Origin of the sequence: Microcoleus sp. N9_A2, assembly GCF_036701775.1 — a bacterium.
GTDB lineage: Bacteria > Cyanobacteriota > Cyanobacteriia > Cyanobacteriales > Microcoleaceae > Microcoleus.
This window is the reverse complement of sequence record NZ_JAUBRH010000004.1, coordinates 175,076-190,909: the sequence shown is the minus strand read 5'-3', so window position 1 is coordinate 190,909 and position 15,834 is coordinate 175,076. Positions and strand designations below refer to the sequence as shown.

General features: G+C 46.0%; 18 protein-coding genes. 11 read left to right on the top strand and 7 right to left on the bottom strand.

Features of this window, described 5'->3' with window-relative positions; all coding sequences use genetic code 11:
* Positions 1-282 precede the first annotated feature (282 nt).
* From QUA44_RS04020 to QUA44_RS03990, 7 genes are all read left to right on the top strand, one after another.
* A complete protein-coding gene (locus QUA44_RS04020) occupies positions 283-1,275 on the top strand; it encodes a glycosyltransferase (RefSeq protein ID WP_333248256.1) in 993 nt (330 codons plus the stop codon).
* Positions 1,276-1,638: 363 nt separating this feature from the next.
* Entirely contained in the window at positions 1,639-3,498 is a 1,860-nt protein-coding gene (locus QUA44_RS04015; protein WP_333248258.1) for an NAD(P)H-quinone oxidoreductase subunit F, read from the top strand.
* Positions 3,499-3,602: 104 nt separating this feature from the next.
* Complete coding sequence (locus QUA44_RS04010; RefSeq protein WP_333088094.1) at positions 3,603-4,319, top strand: carbonic anhydrase; 717 nt, start codon at positions 3,603-3,605, stop codon at positions 4,317-4,319.
* A gap of 110 nt (positions 4,320-4,429) precedes the next feature.
* Positions 4,430-5,935, top strand: coding sequence for an NADH-quinone oxidoreductase subunit M (locus tag QUA44_RS04005; protein ID WP_333248259.1), 1,506 nt, complete (start codon positions 4,430-4,432; stop codon positions 5,933-5,935).
* 206 nt (positions 5,936-6,141) lie between these two features.
* A complete protein-coding gene (locus tag QUA44_RS04000) occupies positions 6,142-6,531 on the top strand; it encodes a NirD/YgiW/YdeI family stress tolerance protein (protein WP_333248261.1) in 390 nt (129 codons plus the stop codon).
* Positions 6,532-6,763: 232 nt separating this feature from the next.
* The gene (locus tag QUA44_RS03995; protein ID WP_333248263.1) at positions 6,764-8,086 is read left to right on the top strand and encodes a CO2 hydration protein; all 1,323 of its coding nucleotides are present in this window, start codon (positions 6,764-6,766) and stop codon (positions 8,084-8,086) included.
* 254 nt (positions 8,087-8,340) lie between these two features.
* Entirely contained in the window at positions 8,341-8,547 is a 207-nt protein-coding gene (locus QUA44_RS03990) for a hypothetical protein (protein ID WP_333248265.1), read from the top strand.
* Positions 8,548-8,692: 145 nt separating this feature from the next.
* On the opposite strand, the gene QUA44_RS03985 is transcribed toward QUA44_RS03990, so the two are convergent.
* From QUA44_RS03985 to QUA44_RS03975, 3 genes are all read right to left on the bottom strand, one after another.
* Positions 8,693-8,911, bottom strand: coding sequence for a type II toxin-antitoxin system HicB family antitoxin (locus tag QUA44_RS03985; protein WP_333248537.1), 219 nt, complete (start codon positions 8,909-8,911; stop codon positions 8,693-8,695).
* Between the two features lie 113 nt (positions 8,912-9,024).
* Positions 9,025-9,168: a hypothetical protein gene (locus QUA44_RS03980; protein ID WP_333309508.1), complete on the bottom strand. Its 144-nt coding sequence runs from the start codon at positions 9,166-9,168 to the stop codon at positions 9,025-9,027.
* 52 nt (positions 9,169-9,220) lie between these two features.
* The gene (locus QUA44_RS03975; protein WP_333248267.1) at positions 9,221-9,691 is read right to left on the bottom strand and encodes a hypothetical protein; all 471 of its coding nucleotides are present in this window, start codon (positions 9,689-9,691) and stop codon (positions 9,221-9,223) included.
* Positions 9,692-9,858: 167 nt separating this feature from the next.
* On the opposite strand from QUA44_RS03975, the gene QUA44_RS03970 reads away from it, so the two are divergent.
* The 3 genes from QUA44_RS03970 to QUA44_RS03960 all read left to right on the top strand — a co-directional run bounded on the left by QUA44_RS03970 (position 9,859) and on the right by QUA44_RS03960 (position 10,659).
* Positions 9,859-10,071: a helix-turn-helix domain-containing protein gene (locus QUA44_RS03970; protein ID WP_006631306.1), complete on the top strand. Its 213-nt coding sequence runs from the start codon at positions 9,859-9,861 to the stop codon at positions 10,069-10,071.
* Between the two features lie 85 nt (positions 10,072-10,156).
* Positions 10,157-10,369, top strand: a complete 213-nt coding sequence (locus QUA44_RS03965) for a helix-turn-helix domain-containing protein (protein ID WP_006631308.1) — start codon at positions 10,157-10,159, stop codon at positions 10,367-10,369.
* A 77-nt stretch (positions 10,370-10,446) separates the two neighbouring features.
* Positions 10,447-10,659, top strand: a complete 213-nt coding sequence (locus tag QUA44_RS03960; protein WP_333248269.1) for a helix-turn-helix transcriptional regulator — start codon at positions 10,447-10,449, stop codon at positions 10,657-10,659.
* Between the two features lie 146 nt (positions 10,660-10,805).
* Here QUA44_RS03960 and QUA44_RS03955 read toward each other — a convergent pair whose 3' ends face one another.
* Positions 10,806-11,087 (bottom strand): hypothetical protein, encoded by a 282-nt coding sequence (locus QUA44_RS03955; protein ID WP_333309506.1) that lies wholly within the window; start codon positions 11,085-11,087, stop codon positions 10,806-10,808.
* Between the two features lie 77 nt (positions 11,088-11,164).
* On the opposite strand from QUA44_RS03955, the gene QUA44_RS03950 reads away from it, so the two are divergent.
* Positions 11,165-11,359 (top strand): hypothetical protein, encoded by a 195-nt coding sequence (locus QUA44_RS03950; protein ID WP_236506338.1) that lies wholly within the window; start codon positions 11,165-11,167, stop codon positions 11,357-11,359.
* Positions 11,360-11,394: 35 nt separating this feature from the next.
* Here QUA44_RS03950 and QUA44_RS03945 read toward each other — a convergent pair whose 3' ends face one another.
* The 3 genes from QUA44_RS03945 to psaB form a co-directional block, all read right to left on the bottom strand.
* A complete protein-coding gene (locus QUA44_RS03945; RefSeq protein ID WP_333248271.1) occupies positions 11,395-11,931 on the bottom strand; it encodes a hypothetical protein in 537 nt (178 codons plus the stop codon).
* A gap of 2 nt (positions 11,932-11,933) precedes the next feature.
* Complete coding sequence (locus tag QUA44_RS03940) at positions 11,934-13,289, bottom strand: ParA family protein (protein ID WP_333248273.1); 1,356 nt, start codon at positions 13,287-13,289, stop codon at positions 11,934-11,936.
* A 280-nt stretch (positions 13,290-13,569) separates the two neighbouring features.
* Complete coding sequence (psaB, locus tag QUA44_RS03935; protein ID WP_333248275.1) at positions 13,570-15,798, bottom strand: photosystem I core protein PsaB; 2,229 nt, start codon at positions 15,796-15,798, stop codon at positions 13,570-13,572.
* Positions 15,799-15,834 lie beyond the last annotated feature (36 nt).

The window sequence follows — 15,834 nt, the reverse complement described above, 5'->3', positions numbered from 1 at the left end:
AAAGACAGAGGCAAGATGCCTGTTCCACAAGAACTGAATGGAGTTGTGGAACAGGCATCTTGCCTGTTTAAGGCTCGGAAGTTATAATTTTGACAATTTATATCCAGTTAATGCAATGGAACTTAGTAAGGCTTTTTAATTATTTGAAGAACCGCGAAGAGGCTTATAGGACAAAGGAAGAACTACATTTGCTTATTTATCTTCCTTAGCCTCCTTAGCGCCTTCGCGGTTCGTTTAATCTTACTCAATATTAGTTATGCTATCGTTTAAGGTTGTTTGTGAATGACTAAAACGTTTTTACCGGAGGTTTCGGTGGTTGTGCCTGTTTACAACGGCGAGATGGATTTGCCGGAGTTGATCGAGTGCCTGCGATCGCAAACTTACCCGTCACACAGTGTAGAATATCTGTTAGTAGACAACAAAAGTCGCGATCGCACTTCAACCATCCTCCAAACCGCAGCATCTAACCCCCCCTCAGTCCCCCCCTTGCTAAGGGGGGGAAGTAAGAAGGGAAGTAATAATCAAATCACCATTCGCAATCTCAGCGAAAATAAGATTCAAAGTTCCTACGCCGCCCGCAATCAAGGGATTCGCGCCTCCACAGGCGAAATCATCGCCTTTACCGATGCAGACTGTCGCCCCGAAACTCAATGGTTGGAAAATTTAGTTAAACCGTTTGCTGACTTAGAAATAGGAATTACCTGCGGTGAAATCCTCGCCCTCCCCGGTAATAGTCTCTTAGAAAAACACGCAGCCCGCCAAAATACTTTATCTCAAAAACATACTCTCGCTCACCTTTTTTGTCCCTACGGCCAAACCGCAAATTTAGCTGTACGGAGGCTAGTTTTACAACAAATAGGATTATTTCGCCCTTACCTCACCAGTGGCGGCGATGCTGACTTGTGTTGGCGGATTTTGCGGGAAACATCATATAAAATGTATTTTGCCGAAAGTGCGATCGTCCGACACCGGCACCGCAGTACACTGAAACAGTTGCACAGTCAATGGTATCGCTACGGCGAGTCGAATAAATATTTGCACGAACTCCACGGTGTGGATTTGATGCGAGAATTCACCACAGGGGAATATTTGTATCGGCTGGCTAGGTGGTTGTTAAAGGAATTACCGATTGCTGCGGCCAAAGGCGCGATCGCCCGCGCCGATCTGGTAGATTTGTTCAATACGCCGATCGGTCTTTTGAATGTTAGGGCAAGGGCGATCGGACAGCGACAAGCCCAACTCCCACAACTAGCTAGGGAAATTGAGCAACTTTAATCCTTAGAAGACGCTCGCGGTTTAAACCGCGTCTATACAGGCAAAACCCACTCCAAGCGGGTTGAAGACCTATGTTATCCTCTCTTAGTCCGCGCACCATCCGGACATCGTTTGTGTAAACCAGGTTTCAACCGCCCTCTGATATTTCCATCATATAAGTAGAGTTTATCTCTATATAAGTATGCTGAATCAGGGAATATGAAAATTTCAGGCAATCCTTAATATAAAATTAATAAGTCTATTTTTGCAGCTCCAGGCTTCAAAACGACAGGAAACTCGCAGTCACCCCAAAAAATCTTTACTTCTGACGATCGAGATTATTCTCAGATTGTTTAATTTTTGTAACAATTACAGGTAATGCCAATGGCTCAAATCCTACTCCAGACCGTTTGGTTTATACCTTGCTATCCACTCATCGGCGCATTTCTCTCGATACTGTGGTTCCCAGCAATAACTCGCCGCACGGGGCCTAGACCCTCCGGTTACGTCAACGCCATCTTAACTTTCTTCGCTTTCGTCCACGGCGTCATCGCCCTGACAGCTATCTGGAACCAACCGGCGCAACACCAGTTAATTCCCTGGCTGAATGTGGCAGGTTTAGACTTAACCATTCCCGTAGAAATCTCTGCTGTCACCGTCGGGGCGACAGTTTTGATTACCGGACTAAATTTTCTGGCGCAGATTTATGCAGTCGGCTACATGGAAATGGACTGGGGCTGGGCGAGGTTCTTTTCCCTGATGGGGCTGTTTGAAGCGGGGATGTGCGGCTTGGTTTTGTCCAACTCTCTGTTTTTCAGCTACATGATTCTGGAAGTCCTGACTCTGGGAACTTACCTGCTAATCGGGCTGTGGTTCAATCAGTCTTTGGTGGTGACAGGAGCCCGCGACGCTTTCTTGACTAAGCGCGTGGGAGACTTATTCCTGCTGATGGGAGTAGTGGCAATTCTGCCGCTGGCGGGAACTTGGAATTTTGACGAGTTGGCAGTTTGGGCTCAGACTGCAAACATTGACCCCACAGTGGCGACGCTGTTGAGTTTAGCTTTGATTGCCGGCCCGATGGGCAAATGCGCTCAATTTCCCCTGCACCTGTGGCTGGATGAAGCGATGGAAGGCCCCTTGCCGGCAACGATTTTGCGGAACACGGTAGTTGTGGAAACCGGCGCTTGGATTTTGATTAAATTGCAGCCGGTCATCGCTTTGTCGCCCGTGGGACTGAAGACAACTATTATTGTAGGTGCTGCAACGGCCGTTGGTGCTTCCTTAATTGCGATCGCCCAAATCGACATCAAACGCACACTTTCCTATATAGTTAGCTCTTACATGGGCTTGGTATTTATCGCCGTCGGTACCGGACAAACCCAGACAGCCCTGACATTAATGTTTGCCTACACCTTGGCAATGGGTTTGTTGGTGATGAGCATCGGTTCGGTAGTTTGGAACAGCATTACTCAGGATGTCCGCTCTCTAGGCGGTTTGTGGGCGAAGCGGCCGATATCCGGCATATCCTTTCTTGTCGGCGCTGCTGGAGTAATTGGACTGCCACCCTTCGGCTGCTTCTGGGCGTTATCGGAACTAGCAGGCGGGTTTTGGAATACCCACCCTTCACTGTTAGGAGTCCTGCTGTTTGTCAACGGTGTAACTGCTTTTGGCTTAGTGCGCGTTTTCGGTTTAGTTTTTGGTGGTAAACCAAAGCAAATGACCGAACGTTCCCCCGAAGTTTCCTGGCCTTTTATCTTGCCGATGACCGTGTTAATGGGATTTACCTTGCACGTTCCGCACTTGCTCGTCGCGTGGCAATTGCTGCCTTTGGCAACTTTGAATTATACAGCAGCGGGACTGTTAGTTTTGTCAAGTGCGATCGGCATTGGTGGCGGAGCATTTATTTACCTGAACGAAAAGTGGGAAAAACCAGTGCGAATTGGTTCTCAAGCCGTGCAAGACTTCTTTGCTTACGACTTTTACACCGCCCAACTTTACCGCGTGACCGTGATATTTGCAGTCGGTCTGATATCCCAAATCATATCCTGGATCGATCGCAATATTGTTGACGGATTCGTAAACTTAATCGGTTTAGCCACAGTTTTCGGCGGACAGAGCCTCAAATACAACGTCAACGGTCAAACTCAATTTTACGCCCTGACAATTTTGTTCGGAGTTGCACTTTTGGGACTGCTAGTAAGCTGGCCTCTGTTGGCTCGCCTCTCGTTGATTGTTGGTGGGTAAAGAGATATAACGTATAAAATTTTAGGTGACATTTACAACCTAAAATTTTAAATAAATGAACTCTTGAATAAAGATTTCAAACCCGATCCAACAATCCCAAGTACATGAAAGACAATAACCGACCAGTCAATCTTTCCCGACGCAATTCACTCAAATTTGTAGCAGGAGCAATAGGTACAGGAATACTCGCAGCACGAGTCGGCGCTGATGTGGCTGCACCGGCACCAGCAATTGCTCAAAATGACATGAATCCCGATGCAGCTTTGAAAAGCTTAATGGATGGGAACAAGCGATTTGTTGACAAAAAACGCACAAGTCCCCACCAAGACTTCCCCCGCCTCACCGAAGTAGCCAAAGATCAAAAACCCTTTGCTGCTATTCTTGGCTGTGCAGATTCCCGCTTTCCTTCCGAGATTATTTTCGATCAGGGATTTGGAGATTTATTTGTCTGTCGCGTGGCCGGAAATGTGGCTACCCCAGAAGAAATTGGCAGCTTGGAATTTGGCACTCTGGTACTTGGAGCAAAAGTGCTTGTGGTAGTCGGGCATAAAAGATGCGGTGCGGTAGACGCAACCATCAAAGGAGCTCAGGTTCCCGGTCAAATTGGCAGTTTGCTAGAAGCAATTAAGCCTGCTGTAGAAAGCTCGAAAGGTCAAACGGGCGATCATCTAGAAAATGCCGTAAAAGCCAATGTTTTGCTGCAAGCTAAAAGGTTGAAAGCATCTCCAGTTATCTCTAAGTTAATTGAGGAGAACAAACTGAAAGTTGTTGGTGGATACTACGATTTAGACACGGGTGCAGTCAGTATTCTTGCTGATTAGTGATGCAATTTGTGATTGATAATAGGGGAGAAGGTTAATATCTAAAATCTCACATTATTAATCACAAAAGCCTACAAAATAGATTCTTTACTCTTCACTCTTCACACATTATGCTTAGTGCCTTGCTCTGGTTGCCCGCGTTGGGCGCTGCGGTAGTCGGGTTCTTGCCCGGAAACATGAATACGATGCGGGTGCGTTCAGTAGCCTCCGCTTTCGCTGCTGCTGTTTTTCTGTTGAATATCCTGCTGTTGACTCAATTTGATACGACAAATTCAGGACTGCAATTTCAAGAATATTTGCCTTGGATTCCCCAATTAGGTTTGAGCTACAACTTAGGGGTTGATGGCTTATCTTTGCCACTGGTGGTTTTAACCGGATTGCTGACGGTATTAGTAATCTATGGTACCGGTGAAGAAATCGCTCGCCCCCAACTTTATTACTCTTTGATTTTACTGATCAATGCGGGGGTGGTGGGAGCTTTAATGTCTCAAAATTTGCTGCTGTTCGTCCTGTTTTACGAACTAGAATTAATTCCGTTTTACCTGTTGATTGCGATTTGGGGCGGCAAGCAGCGGGAATACGCTGCGATGAAGTTTCTGATTTACACGGCAGTTTCGGGACTTTTAGTTTTAGCGGGATTTTTGGGTGTAGCTTGGCTGAGCGGCTCTTTAAACTTCGATTACAGTGCGATTACTACTCAAGACTTGTCCTTGAAAACGCAATTAATCCTGCTAACAATTGTGCTGCTGGGGTTGGCAATTAAAATTCCTTTAGTTCCCCTGCACACTTGGCTACCAGATGCCTACGTCGAAGCTTCGCCAGCAACCGCAATTTTGTTGGGAGGCGTTTTGGCGAAGTTGGGAACTTACGGTTTGATCCGGTTTGGTTTGCAGATGTTTCCCGAAACTTGGTCGATTATCGCTCCCGGTTTAGCGATAATTGGGACGGTGAGCGTGATGTACGGTGCTTTGAGCGCGATCGCCCAAAAAGACATCAAGCGCATGGTAGCCTATAGTTCGATCGGGCATATGGGCTACATCCTCGTCGCCTGCGCCGCGGGCACCAAACTCGCCTTAATCGGTGCTGTCGGGCAAATGGTCAGCCACGGCTTAATTCTAGCTTTGCTGTTTTATCTAGTAGGCATCATCGAAACCAAAGCCGGCACGCGGGATTTGGACGTGCTCAACGGCTTGATGAATCCGATGCGGGGTTTACCCACGGCGAGCTCGCTGTTAGTTTTGGGTGGCATGGCAAGCGCCGGCATTCCCGGTTTGGTCGGTTTTATCGCCGAATTTTTAGTATTCCAAGGCAGTTTTTCTGCATTTCCAATTCCGACTTTACTGTGCATTTTAGCCTCGGGGTTAACAGCAGTTTACTTTGTAATTCTGCTCAACCGCACCTGTTTTGGAAAGTTGGACAACGCCACGGCTTACTATCCTCCAGTTAAGTTTGCCGAAAATATGCCAGCCCTAGTTTTAGCCGCGATCATTTTCTTCTTGGGAGTGCAACCAGTGTGGCTGCTGAAGTGGAGCGAATCTACTACAAATGCGATCGCAGTAACTCTGTCAACGGGTAGATATTCTCAAGTAGCTGTTAGCTATCAGCCGGAGAAATAGAGCGTGAGAAAGTGGGGGATGGAAAAAGTACGAGTCTTTGATGATTCTGCTTTCTTCTGCTTTCTGCTTTCTTCTTCTTCCTTGTTGCAGCAGATTATAAATGTGTTAAAATAGGATAGATCCGTCAACGACGGCAGTTTCATAAATAGACGCGATAGTTTTAGCTAACTGACAAAATAGCACTGATTGCCAGGAAATAAGAACTCATGAAACGGAAAAAACTTTTTAGTTTGCTCGCAGTGACAACCATTCTTTCATCTGGATCAGCCACTTCTGCCTTTGCACAAGCCCTAACTCGAATCAGCGATTTGCAACCGTCGAGAACACCAACTACCATCTCTGGGAAAATAGTCGGTTTTGGAGATGCTGATGACAATGAGTGGATTATTGACGACGGCAGCGGTCGAATTAGAATCGATGTCGGCCCCCGCCGGTGGCGCGATATTAATGTATCAAAAGGTGAAACAATCAGAGTTGTTGGCGAGATGGACGACGATGAATTTAATGCTTTTTCTATTACTCGCTCGAACGGCTCATTAATTAACATCCGCTCTCCCCAAGGCCGGGAGCCTTGGGATGACAAGAACGACGATTAACTGCAAAATTTTGCGCTATATGTCCGCAGAGCCTGGGATTGCGAACAAGAAGATTGCCTCCGACATTCCTGGAGGCATAAAAACATTCAAACCTTAATTTTTTACCCTTCCTCGTGACCTTAACGAAGAATATTCGTAAAGGAACCAAATTTCTGACTGCCTGTGCGTAAGCCCTAGACCGAATTCCGAATATTTCTAAATATTGAGATTCATTCAAATCAAGGAACAAACAATGGTACAAACTCCTACTAAACCAGCCACTAAATTGCCTCCTTCTAAGCACGAATTTGCTGAAGTAATTCACAGACTGGAAGCTGGCGGCGCGATGATTCCAGATACGCCGGAAAATCTGATGCAAATCATCGCTATTTGGAAAGCCTACGCGGTGCCGATGGACTTCTACTGGCGGGATTTGCTTTACATCGCGGAACGGGTATTTTTAAACCCGCTTCCCTTCTTTAAATACTTCTTACCCCAGGAGTATTTAGATTTGCAAAATCACTATTCAGGTGACGGTGCAGATTTGCGGATTTGGCGGGGGACTGGAAGTGCCCACCCAGAACTCTTGGAGTTCATGGAAAATGGGGAAACCGGCAAAAAGTCGCGACTGTTTCACCATTTGTGGCACGATCGCATTAACATGGAATTTGCCGAAGAGGTCATGAGGTCGATGCTTTGGCACCGGGGGATGTACGTTCCTGTCAATCAGTTTGACCCTTATCTCGACAGCGACGAATACAAAGCTAATGCCGATCGCGCCATTAAAGCTTACTTCAAAAAAGACCCGTTCATGCTGGCGCTGCACAAAGCATTCCCCGAAATGTTTTTAGAACAGTGCCGCCAGATGTCTTATTACAGCAATCTCGGCTTGTTTTGGGAAGTAATGGCCCCGGTATTTTTTGAAGTTTCCGACTTGTACGACGAAGGCAAAGTTACCACTGTCCCGCAGGCGATGGATTTCATCACAAATGGCATATTTGCGATCGCCGGTCGTCCGATTTACCACCACGTTCTCATCGACGGCGAAACCTACGAAATCATCCCGAAATCTAAAGGTTTCACTTGGCTGTACGAAGCAGCGCTACCTTATGTAGAAGCTATATTTTACCGCACTTCGCCGTTCCGGGGAACCAAATCGTACAACGCGCAAGCCAAGGAAGTTCCCGACGATCAAAAAGACTTCCACTACGGAGTTTTGTATGCAGATAAATTCCCAGTAGGTACTGCCGGAATTCCGCCGACTTTGCTAGCACAAGATATGCTGCACTTCCTGCCGCCTTATTTGATGGATTTCTACAAACAGCGGTGTCGCGGCGAAGATGATATTCTCAATCAAATTGGCGTAACGTTCCAGCGATCGATGTACTGCGTTACTTCGGGGGTGATTCAAGCTTTGCGGGTTGCCCTACTGTATCCTTTGGACGATCCAAATCCGAAGCATTTGAAGGCGAATCGGGCGTTTTTCGAGTCTCAGATCGATCGCTTCTGCCGCCCGGAATACGGCATGAAATACGCAGCGAAGTTGAAGAACATTCAGACTTCAGATTACAGGTAAAAGATGTTGGCGGGCGGCCTAGAATCCCACCACACAACAGAACTCATTCTTTGTGGAACAGGCATCTTGCCTGTTCTCGACAATGGTGCAAAATATAAGTTGCAACTGACCTGGAAAAAAGAGAGTTGTTTAATCGATTTCAAAAAAGGTATGATATTAAATAAATTAGCATCATAAATATACACCTCTCTCTTCTCCTCCTCTGCGCTCTCTGCGCTCTCTGCGGTAAAAAAAATCCCATCTAAAAAAAAATCATGAATAGCCAAGATGTCGCAAAATATATCGAAGCAACCGACGGGATTTCTAAACCGTGGCTGTTGGTGCAACTGCGGCTGAAAAAACTGCAAGAAAGGCGATCGGAGATTTCGACTGAAGAATATATGATAGAACTTGCCGACCTCCACCGGGATTTAATGAATCTGGGCGAATGGTGGGTGGGAATCGAAGATGAAGTGTTTTAAAAGTTAAATCGCGATCGGTAAAATCAGAAATTCATCAATAGTCTAATTCCATCGTCTAATTGTCTCAGTTTAATAGACAAAGAGAACAGGCGATTCACGAAGAAGGATAGCTGCGATTCACAAACTTTTCGGCTTTGGATTATACTCAGGCGATTTGAAGAATGCTAGGTTCCGGGATGGGTTCACCTTCTTCCTGCCAAGCTTCTAGATACATTTCGAGCACTTCTTCGCCATGTCGGATGGCTGCTTCGCGGGTTTTGCCGTGGGTACAGGGCATGATCACGCGATCGGCAAATTCTGGAATTGTCACTAGGAAAAGTTGATCTTCGTCAGACCATTGGATGCTCATACTGTATCGATTCATGAATCTTTTTGCTTTAACTCGTCGAGTTCCGCTAACAATATTGCCAACTGCTTCTCTCTCATAGCGTGGCACATCATCTCCGTCTTTGCCTGGAATTGTTAAGGTTTTGCAAATCAAAGGATGCTGCCATCTCTCATGGCTACTTTTTCCGCGTTTTGCCAAATAAAGCCTTCGCGGGTAATCTGAGCTTTTAACTCGCGAATTTTTCTAGGCATGGTGATTGTCCATTTTCTACCTCCATTGTATCCATTAGCCATTTATTTGAATTGTGCCTGTGCCCATTCTCACAGTTGCTCGTGCGATCGCACTTTAAAATTTTTCCATCAAATCTTTTTCTTGGGCGTAAACATCTCGTAGCTGTTGCAGCGCGGCCCCTGAAATCACCGATTTAACATTAGCTACCAAGAGCCCCCACTCCAGCAATCTGTCAACTGAAACAGCTTTTTTAAACTTGTGCGTGTAGAATTTAGTCCAAAATGCCGGTGCTAGCTTGCTTTTCCAGCGTTTGTACCATCTGCCAAAATCTTGAAGGGCGATCGGCTTTACTTCTATAATTGGGGGAAAATCGGCGTAGCTGACAAACCGGCTGATGCTTTTACCGTGCACGTAAACCATGTAGCGGCAGCATTCGATGCGGTAAATCTCGTCTACTGCGATATCGAACAGCAGTGCGACTGTTTCTTCGGTGACGAATCGCGCCAGCGGATGCAGGATGGGAGATTTGTGAATTATCTTGGATTCTGCGATCGCCGATGATTTTCTCGAAGTATCTGATATCATAGTAAGTGCCTATTCTGATTGTAGATAAATCTATTGATGGTAGGTCAGACAGCTAGTAACTGTCTATTTAAGTTTTGAAAACGATCGCCTTTTAGTTTTCGAGGCCAGAGGGCGATCGCTTTTTCAGATTAAATTATTGTAAGGTGTTATAACACCCATTGTCAAGCATGGGTTTAGTTAGAATTAAAGTCAGAGAACTAGCCGCCGAGAAAGGCTGGACATTCAAGGAAGTTTCAGAACGTTCTGGGGTGGTGTACAACACTGTCAAGCACTATGCCCGCTGTCCGGGGCTGACAACGGTTGACTTTACCTTACTGCTGAAATTAGCTCGAACTTTTGATGTGATGATTGAGGATTTGGTTGAGGTTTTGGAAGAATAGCCGATCGACCTTGAGCATTCGAGATTGGGGCGATTGCTTTTTCAGATATAATTATCTTAAAACGCAACTGCATTATTTGTCAAGTATGGGTTTAGTCAGAGTTAAAGTGCGAGAGTTAGCGGCCGAGAGGGGCTGGACATTCAAGGAGGTGGCTGAGCGATCCGGCGTGATCTACAGCACCATAACCAGCTATGCTCGTCGTTCCGAAATATCAATGGTTGACTTTACCGCCCTGTACAAGTTAGCGCGGGCATTTGATGTGATGATTGAGGACTTGGTGGAGATTATTGAGGAATAGCCGATCGACCTTGAGCATCCTCGGTCAAAATAATCTATCTTTATAAAATAACTACGCAATTGCATCAACTCTCAAGCATGGGTTTAGTCAGGCTAAAAATTCGGGAACTAGCGGCGGAGAAGGGTTGGACGCTTAAGGAAGTATCCGATCGCTCTGGGGTAATTTATAGCACCGTCAGAAGCTATGCTCGTCGTCCTGAAATGGCAATGGTAGACTTTACTTGCCTGCGGAGGTTAGCTCGAACTTTTGATGTGATGGTTGAGGATTTGGTTGAGGTTTTGGAAGAATAGGGCGATCGACCTTAAGTTGTCTAGACCGGGGGCGATCGCTTTTTTGTATGTTTTACACTATAGCATGATTAACTGTAGATTGTCAAACATTATCGCACTGAATCTGACTTAGGATGCTAACATCAAGGAAAGTTATTCATAGTTGATTATTCTTCGTGGCAAAAACTAATACTGCGATCGCGGTCAGTTCCGTGATTAAGGAAGTCATTCAAAAACAAGCCCAAGCGACCAGACTCACCCAGAAGGAAGTCGTTTATTTGGGAATGCTGGCAATTGATGCACTCGATAAGGAAAGTCGCCAAGAGTTGGCGGACAAAGTACATCAAATGCAGGTAAATGGGGAGATTTGAGGGGTTGAGGGCGATCGCTCTTTCCACATCTTCAATATAAACCTTCGTGTCTCGTCTTGTCAAGACGCGCTTAAACATTTTGCATCGCAGCTAAAACCTTAACTTAAAGGTGCTAAGATTTAGTCAAAGTTGTTAATTAATCTCCCGTTATTTTTGTGACTAGAGCCAGTACCGCGATCGGAGTCAGCCCAATTATCAAGGATCTTGTGCAGAAAAAGGCGCTAGCAACCAGACTAACGCTGAAAGAAATTATATATGTCGGAATGCTGGCGATCGACGAGTTGGACGAAAAGCGCCTGCAAGAGTTGGCTGACAAAGTACATCAGATGCAGGTGAATGGGGAGATTTGAGGGGTCGAGGGCGATCGAACTTCTCGAAACTGGACTTAGCTTTTTGATTGCTTGTATGCTCTTAGCCAATTTAAGCCCCGCTTAGCACCTAGTTTTTTCTGTATATCTTCCAGAGAACTGTAAACACGCTTATCGCGGATCAGCTTTGCGTATCCATCTTTAACTCCAGGGATTGAGGTAAGGTCAGATTTTGGATTGTTAATAAAATCCAAGAAATCTGTAACATCTTGAGGCTCAACAACTCTTTCATTCAGCTTTGACTGCAAAACAGCTTGTTCAATCGCTAATTCTGCTTCTGGTTGTTTGGCTGCAATTAGAAATACCCAAATTCGCTCAAGCTCTGCTTCAACTGCTGCTTCATAGATTGGTAGCCCAGTTAGCAAGTGGTATTTGTCTTCCTCGTCAGTAATACAAATGATTGGCAGGGCCAAGTTAAATTCCCACACCTTCAAGCTTTCGGAAACTTTTTTTAAATCAGACTTTGAAGTTCCCGATTTTTCTTGAGAAATCTCAATCTGATTTAAAACTACAAGGCAAGGCTGACTCTGAATCCCTTTATAAAATTTTACCATTTCTACATTCCTACTGAACTTTCAATCTGATTGATTCTTGCCACTATCTGTTGGGTTAATTCGCTGAATTGCTTTACGGCATCGGCAGCCCCTCTATTCTGTTCCGCAAATAAAGAAAGAGGCTGACGAGCTTGAGATGCTTGACCAACAGCAGCAGCTCTCTTTATTTCCGGCAGAATAGTGATCCCCGGAAATCTTTGCTTCACTAACTGCTTAATTGTAGTATGAAGTTTTACATTTTTTTCGGTCATCATTGGCACAATCCCCAAAATAACTCCCCGCTTTCCCATTTCCTCTTGAACTTCCCTAGCTCGTCTGATTGGGGTTCTGATGCCATAGACTGAAAGATATTCCATTTGGGATGGGATAACCACATATTGAGCTGCATAAAGTCCATTAAGAGCGATGGCAGTAGCACTTGGCGGTGTATCGATAACTACATAATCATATTCACTAGCTATACCCGATTGTCGCAAAGCCTTATCCAGTCGCTTTTCACGAATACCGCCTAAGTTTACAAGAGCAGCATCTGTAGTTTTGTAGCTACTGGGTAAAACATCTATTTTCCCAGCACAGCCTGTTTTACTAAAAATTTGATTAACAGGGGAAATTTGTATATATTCTTTGTAGTTAAAACTTTGGGTTTCATAGTCTTTCAAAAACTCTACAACTTCTTTTCTATCCTGAAAAGAATCCAAAACTTTTTCAAACTCTTCTAAGGTAGAAGCTTTGTCAAAGTCTTCAGCTTTGTTGACTCCCAAGGAGAGGCTGGCATGGGCTTGATCGTCTAAGTCAATAACTAAAACTCTGTTACCTAGTTTTGCCAGCTCATAGGCAATATTGACAACTAAAGTAGTTTTACCAACTCCGCCCTTGGATGTATGAATTGCAATTGTACGCATTTTAACTGTATCCAAAAAGTTGCTAACGAAATTTGCTACTGATTGAACTTGTTCTGGGTTTTCTATATTGTGCTTACACTTTAGAGTCGCGAACCCTTGTGTATATTCGTAAATCTCCACTGAAAATGGGTCAATCAGTATCCCAAATCTTGTATGAGAGTATTTCAGATATGTTTCTAACTGAATGCGAGCTGCCGCATCAAGTCTAGTTTTAGCCGTCTTAATTTCAACCAGAAAGTTAATATACCTACTCAAGTCTTCTACTAAGAAATCAACCTCTTTTTGAGTCCAAACCATCTGACTATTGGCAGTCAGTCTAGGTACTTTAACCTTAAACTCTGGAATCCAGTGAGAATAACTACTTTTCCGAGGCAAACCCACCATTTCCAGCATTGTCTGAACCAGATGCAGAGACACATAAGCCTCATTATTCCAGTCATAAGACAGTTGAACCATGTTGAAAACTCAGGATTTTCTCTATTATTACGCAAAATGAGGTTTAGAGGATTGATCGCACTTTTATTCCTGCTTGACAGACTCAGCCAACCATTTCGCATTCTCCCACCGATGAACATCAATCGGACTGCATTTTCCTGATTCCTGAAATCCATTACATCCGTTACATCCGTTACATCCGTTACAGAATCCGTTGCCGAACTTCCTTCTTCTATACAAAAAAATCCCCCGCCATAAGGCAGGGGATTTCATTTAATTACCTAGAAACCAGAGTTCAGAGTTACCCGAATTTCCCGGCCGTCGAGGCAATTACAAAGGCCGCGTAAGTGAGGACGTTGCCCACAGTAAAGTGAACTAAGCCAACCAAACGACCTTGGACGATCGACAAAGCAACAGGCTTGTCTTTCCAGCGAACCAAGTTAGCCAAAGGAGTGCGCTCGTGAGCCCAAACCAAAGTCTCGATCAACTCTTGCCAGTAACCTCTCCAAGAGATCAGGAACATGAAACCAGTTGCCCAAACGAGGTGTCCGAATAAGAACATCCAAGCCCAGACTGACAAGTTGTTAGTACCATACGGGTTGTAACCGTTGATCAACTGAGAAGAATACAGCCAGAGGTAATCGCGGAACCAGCCCATCAGGTAGGTAGAAGACTCGTTAAACTGAGCCACATTACCTTGCCAGATGCCCAGGTGCTTCCAGTGCCAGTAGAACGTTACCCAAGCTAGGGTGTTCAACATCCAGAAGACAGACAGGTACATGGCGTCCCAAGCAGAGACATCGCAGGTACCGCCACGGCCGGGGCCGTCGCAAGGGAAAGCATAACCGAAGTCTTTTTTGTCCGGCATCAGCTTAGAACCGCGTGCATCCAGAGCGCCCTTGACCAAAATCAAGGTAGTGGTGTGCAAGCCTAGTGCGATCGCGTGGTGAACCAAGAAATCGCCAGGTCCGATCGCCAAGAACAGAGAATTAGTACCGTTGTTGATCGCATCCAACCAGCCGGGGAGCCACACGTTAGCGTAGTTCGGCCAAGCGGTAGAAGCAATGCTGTCAGGGTTAGACAACAGCACGTCCATGCCGTAGAGAGCCTTCCCGTGAGCAGCTTGGATGAACTGTGCGAACACTGGTTCAATCAAGATTTGTTTTTCGGGAGTTCCGAAAGCGACTACAACGTCGTTGTGAACGTACAGGCCGAGAGTGTGGAAGCCCAAGAACAGCGAGACCCAGCTCAAGTGAGAGATAATCGCTTCTTTGTGCTGCAACACGCGATCGAGCACGTTGCCTTTATTTGCTTCAGGATCGTAGTCCCGCACCAAGAAGATAGCTCCGTGGGCGAAAGCGCCGACCATGATGAAACCAGCAATGTACTGGTGGTGGGTGTACAACGCAGCCATTGTCGTGTGATCCTGCGCTATGAAAGCGTAGGGAGGCATTGCGTACATATGCTGCGCGACCAAGGAGGTAATCACGCCCAAAGCAGCGAGGTGAAATGCCAGTTGGAAGTGCAGCGAGTTGTTGTAGGTTTCGTAGAGGCCTTGGTGAGGCAGGTTGAACTGACCTTCACTCTTGCCGCCTACCAAACCTGCCTTAGAATCCAACATCTCTTTGATGCTGTGACCGATACCGAAGTTAGTCCGGTACATATGACCGGCAACGATAAACAGAACTGCGATCGCCAAGTGGTGATGAGCAATGTCTGTCAACCACAGAGATTCTGTCTGAGGATGGAAGCCACCCAAGAAAGTCAGAATTGCTGTTCCAGCGCCTTCGGAAGTACCGAAGACATGGCTCGCTGCATCTGGGTTCTCGGCGTATACGCCCCAGTTACCAGTGAAGAACGGAGCCAAACCGGCCGGGTGAGGCGGGGTAGACAAGAAGTTTTCCCAACCTACGTGCTGTCCGCGAGATTCGGGGATAGCAACGTGAACCATGTGACCAGTCCAAGCCAAAGAGCTGACACCGAACAAACCAGCCAAGTGGTGGTTGAGGCGAGATTCAGCATTCTTGAACCAAGACAAGCTCGGGCGGTACTTGGGCTGGAGGTGCAACCAACCTGCGAACAGGAAGACAGCCGCCAGTAGTAGCAAGAAGATAGCTCCTTGATACAGGTCGGCGTTTGTCCGAATCCCTTGGGTGAACCACCAATGGTAGACACCAGAGTAAGAGATGTCCACCGGGTTAGAAGCGCCAGCTTGAGTGAAAGCTTCTACAGCAGGAGCGCCGAATTGAGGGTCCCAAATCGCGTGAGCGATCGGGCGGACATTTAGGGGGTCTTTAATCCACTGTTCAAAGTTACCTTGCCATGCTACGTGGAACAGGCTGCCCGAAGTCCACAAGAAAATGATTGCTAGGTGGCCGAAGTGAGAAGCAAAAATCTTTTGGTAAAGATTTTCTTCGGTCATGCCATCGTGGCTTTCAAAATCGTGCGCTGTGGCAATCCCGTACCAGATCCGCCGTGTGGTCGGGTCTTGGGCAAGGTCTTGGCTAAATTTTGGAAATTTCGTTGCCATAAGCCTTGATTAATCCTGAATCCTGAACGTTGAAGA

Bases quoted from the DNA above. Each gene is read 5' to 3' on its own strand.
- QUA44_RS03975 (WP_333248267.1), bottom strand. From the start codon at position 9,691: ATGATATCAGATACTTCGAGAAAATCATCGGCGATCGCAGAATCCAAG.
- QUA44_RS03945 (WP_333248271.1), bottom strand. From the start codon at position 11,931: ATGGTAAAATTTTATAAAGGGATTCAGAGTCAGCCTTGCCTTGTAGTT.
- QUA44_RS04015 (WP_333248258.1), top strand. From the start codon at position 1,639: ATGGCTCAAATCCTACTCCAGACCGTTTGGTTTATACCTTGCTATCCA.
- QUA44_RS03970 (WP_006631306.1), top strand. From the start codon at position 9,859: ATGGGTTTAGTTAGAATTAAAGTCAGAGAACTAGCCGCCGAGAAAGGC.
- QUA44_RS03990 (WP_333248265.1), top strand. From the start codon at position 8,341: ATGAATAGCCAAGATGTCGCAAAATATATCGAAGCAACCGACGGGATT.
- QUA44_RS03965 (WP_006631308.1), top strand. From the start codon at position 10,157: ATGGGTTTAGTCAGAGTTAAAGTGCGAGAGTTAGCGGCCGAGAGGGGC.
- QUA44_RS03940 (WP_333248273.1), bottom strand. From the start codon at position 13,289: ATGGTTCAACTGTCTTATGACTGGAATAATGAGGCTTATGTGTCTCTG.
- QUA44_RS04020 (WP_333248256.1), top strand. From the start codon at position 283: ATGACTAAAACGTTTTTACCGGAGGTTTCGGTGGTTGTGCCTGTTTAC.
- QUA44_RS03995 (WP_333248263.1), top strand. From the start codon at position 6,764: ATGGTACAAACTCCTACTAAACCAGCCACTAAATTGCCTCCTTCTAAG.
- QUA44_RS04010 (WP_333088094.1), top strand. From the start codon at position 3,603: ATGAAAGACAATAACCGACCAGTCAATCTTTCCCGACGCAATTCACTC.
- QUA44_RS03955 (WP_333309506.1), bottom strand. From the start codon at position 11,087: ATGTTTAAGCGCGTCTTGACAAGACGAGACACGAAGGTTTATATTGAA.
- QUA44_RS04000 (WP_333248261.1), top strand. From the start codon at position 6,142: ATGAAACGGAAAAAACTTTTTAGTTTGCTCGCAGTGACAACCATTCTT.
- psaB (WP_333248275.1), bottom strand. From the start codon at position 15,798: ATGGCAACGAAATTTCCAAAATTTAGCCAAGACCTTGCCCAAGACCCG.
- QUA44_RS04005 (WP_333248259.1), top strand. From the start codon at position 4,430: ATGCTTAGTGCCTTGCTCTGGTTGCCCGCGTTGGGCGCTGCGGTAGTC.
- QUA44_RS03980 (WP_333309508.1), bottom strand. From the start codon at position 9,168: ATGGCTAATGGATACAATGGAGGTAGAAAATGGACAATCACCATGCCT.
- QUA44_RS03985 (WP_333248537.1), bottom strand. From the start codon at position 8,911: ATGAATCGATACAGTATGAGCATCCAATGGTCTGACGAAGATCAACTT.
- QUA44_RS03960 (WP_333248269.1), top strand. From the start codon at position 10,447: ATGGGTTTAGTCAGGCTAAAAATTCGGGAACTAGCGGCGGAGAAGGGT.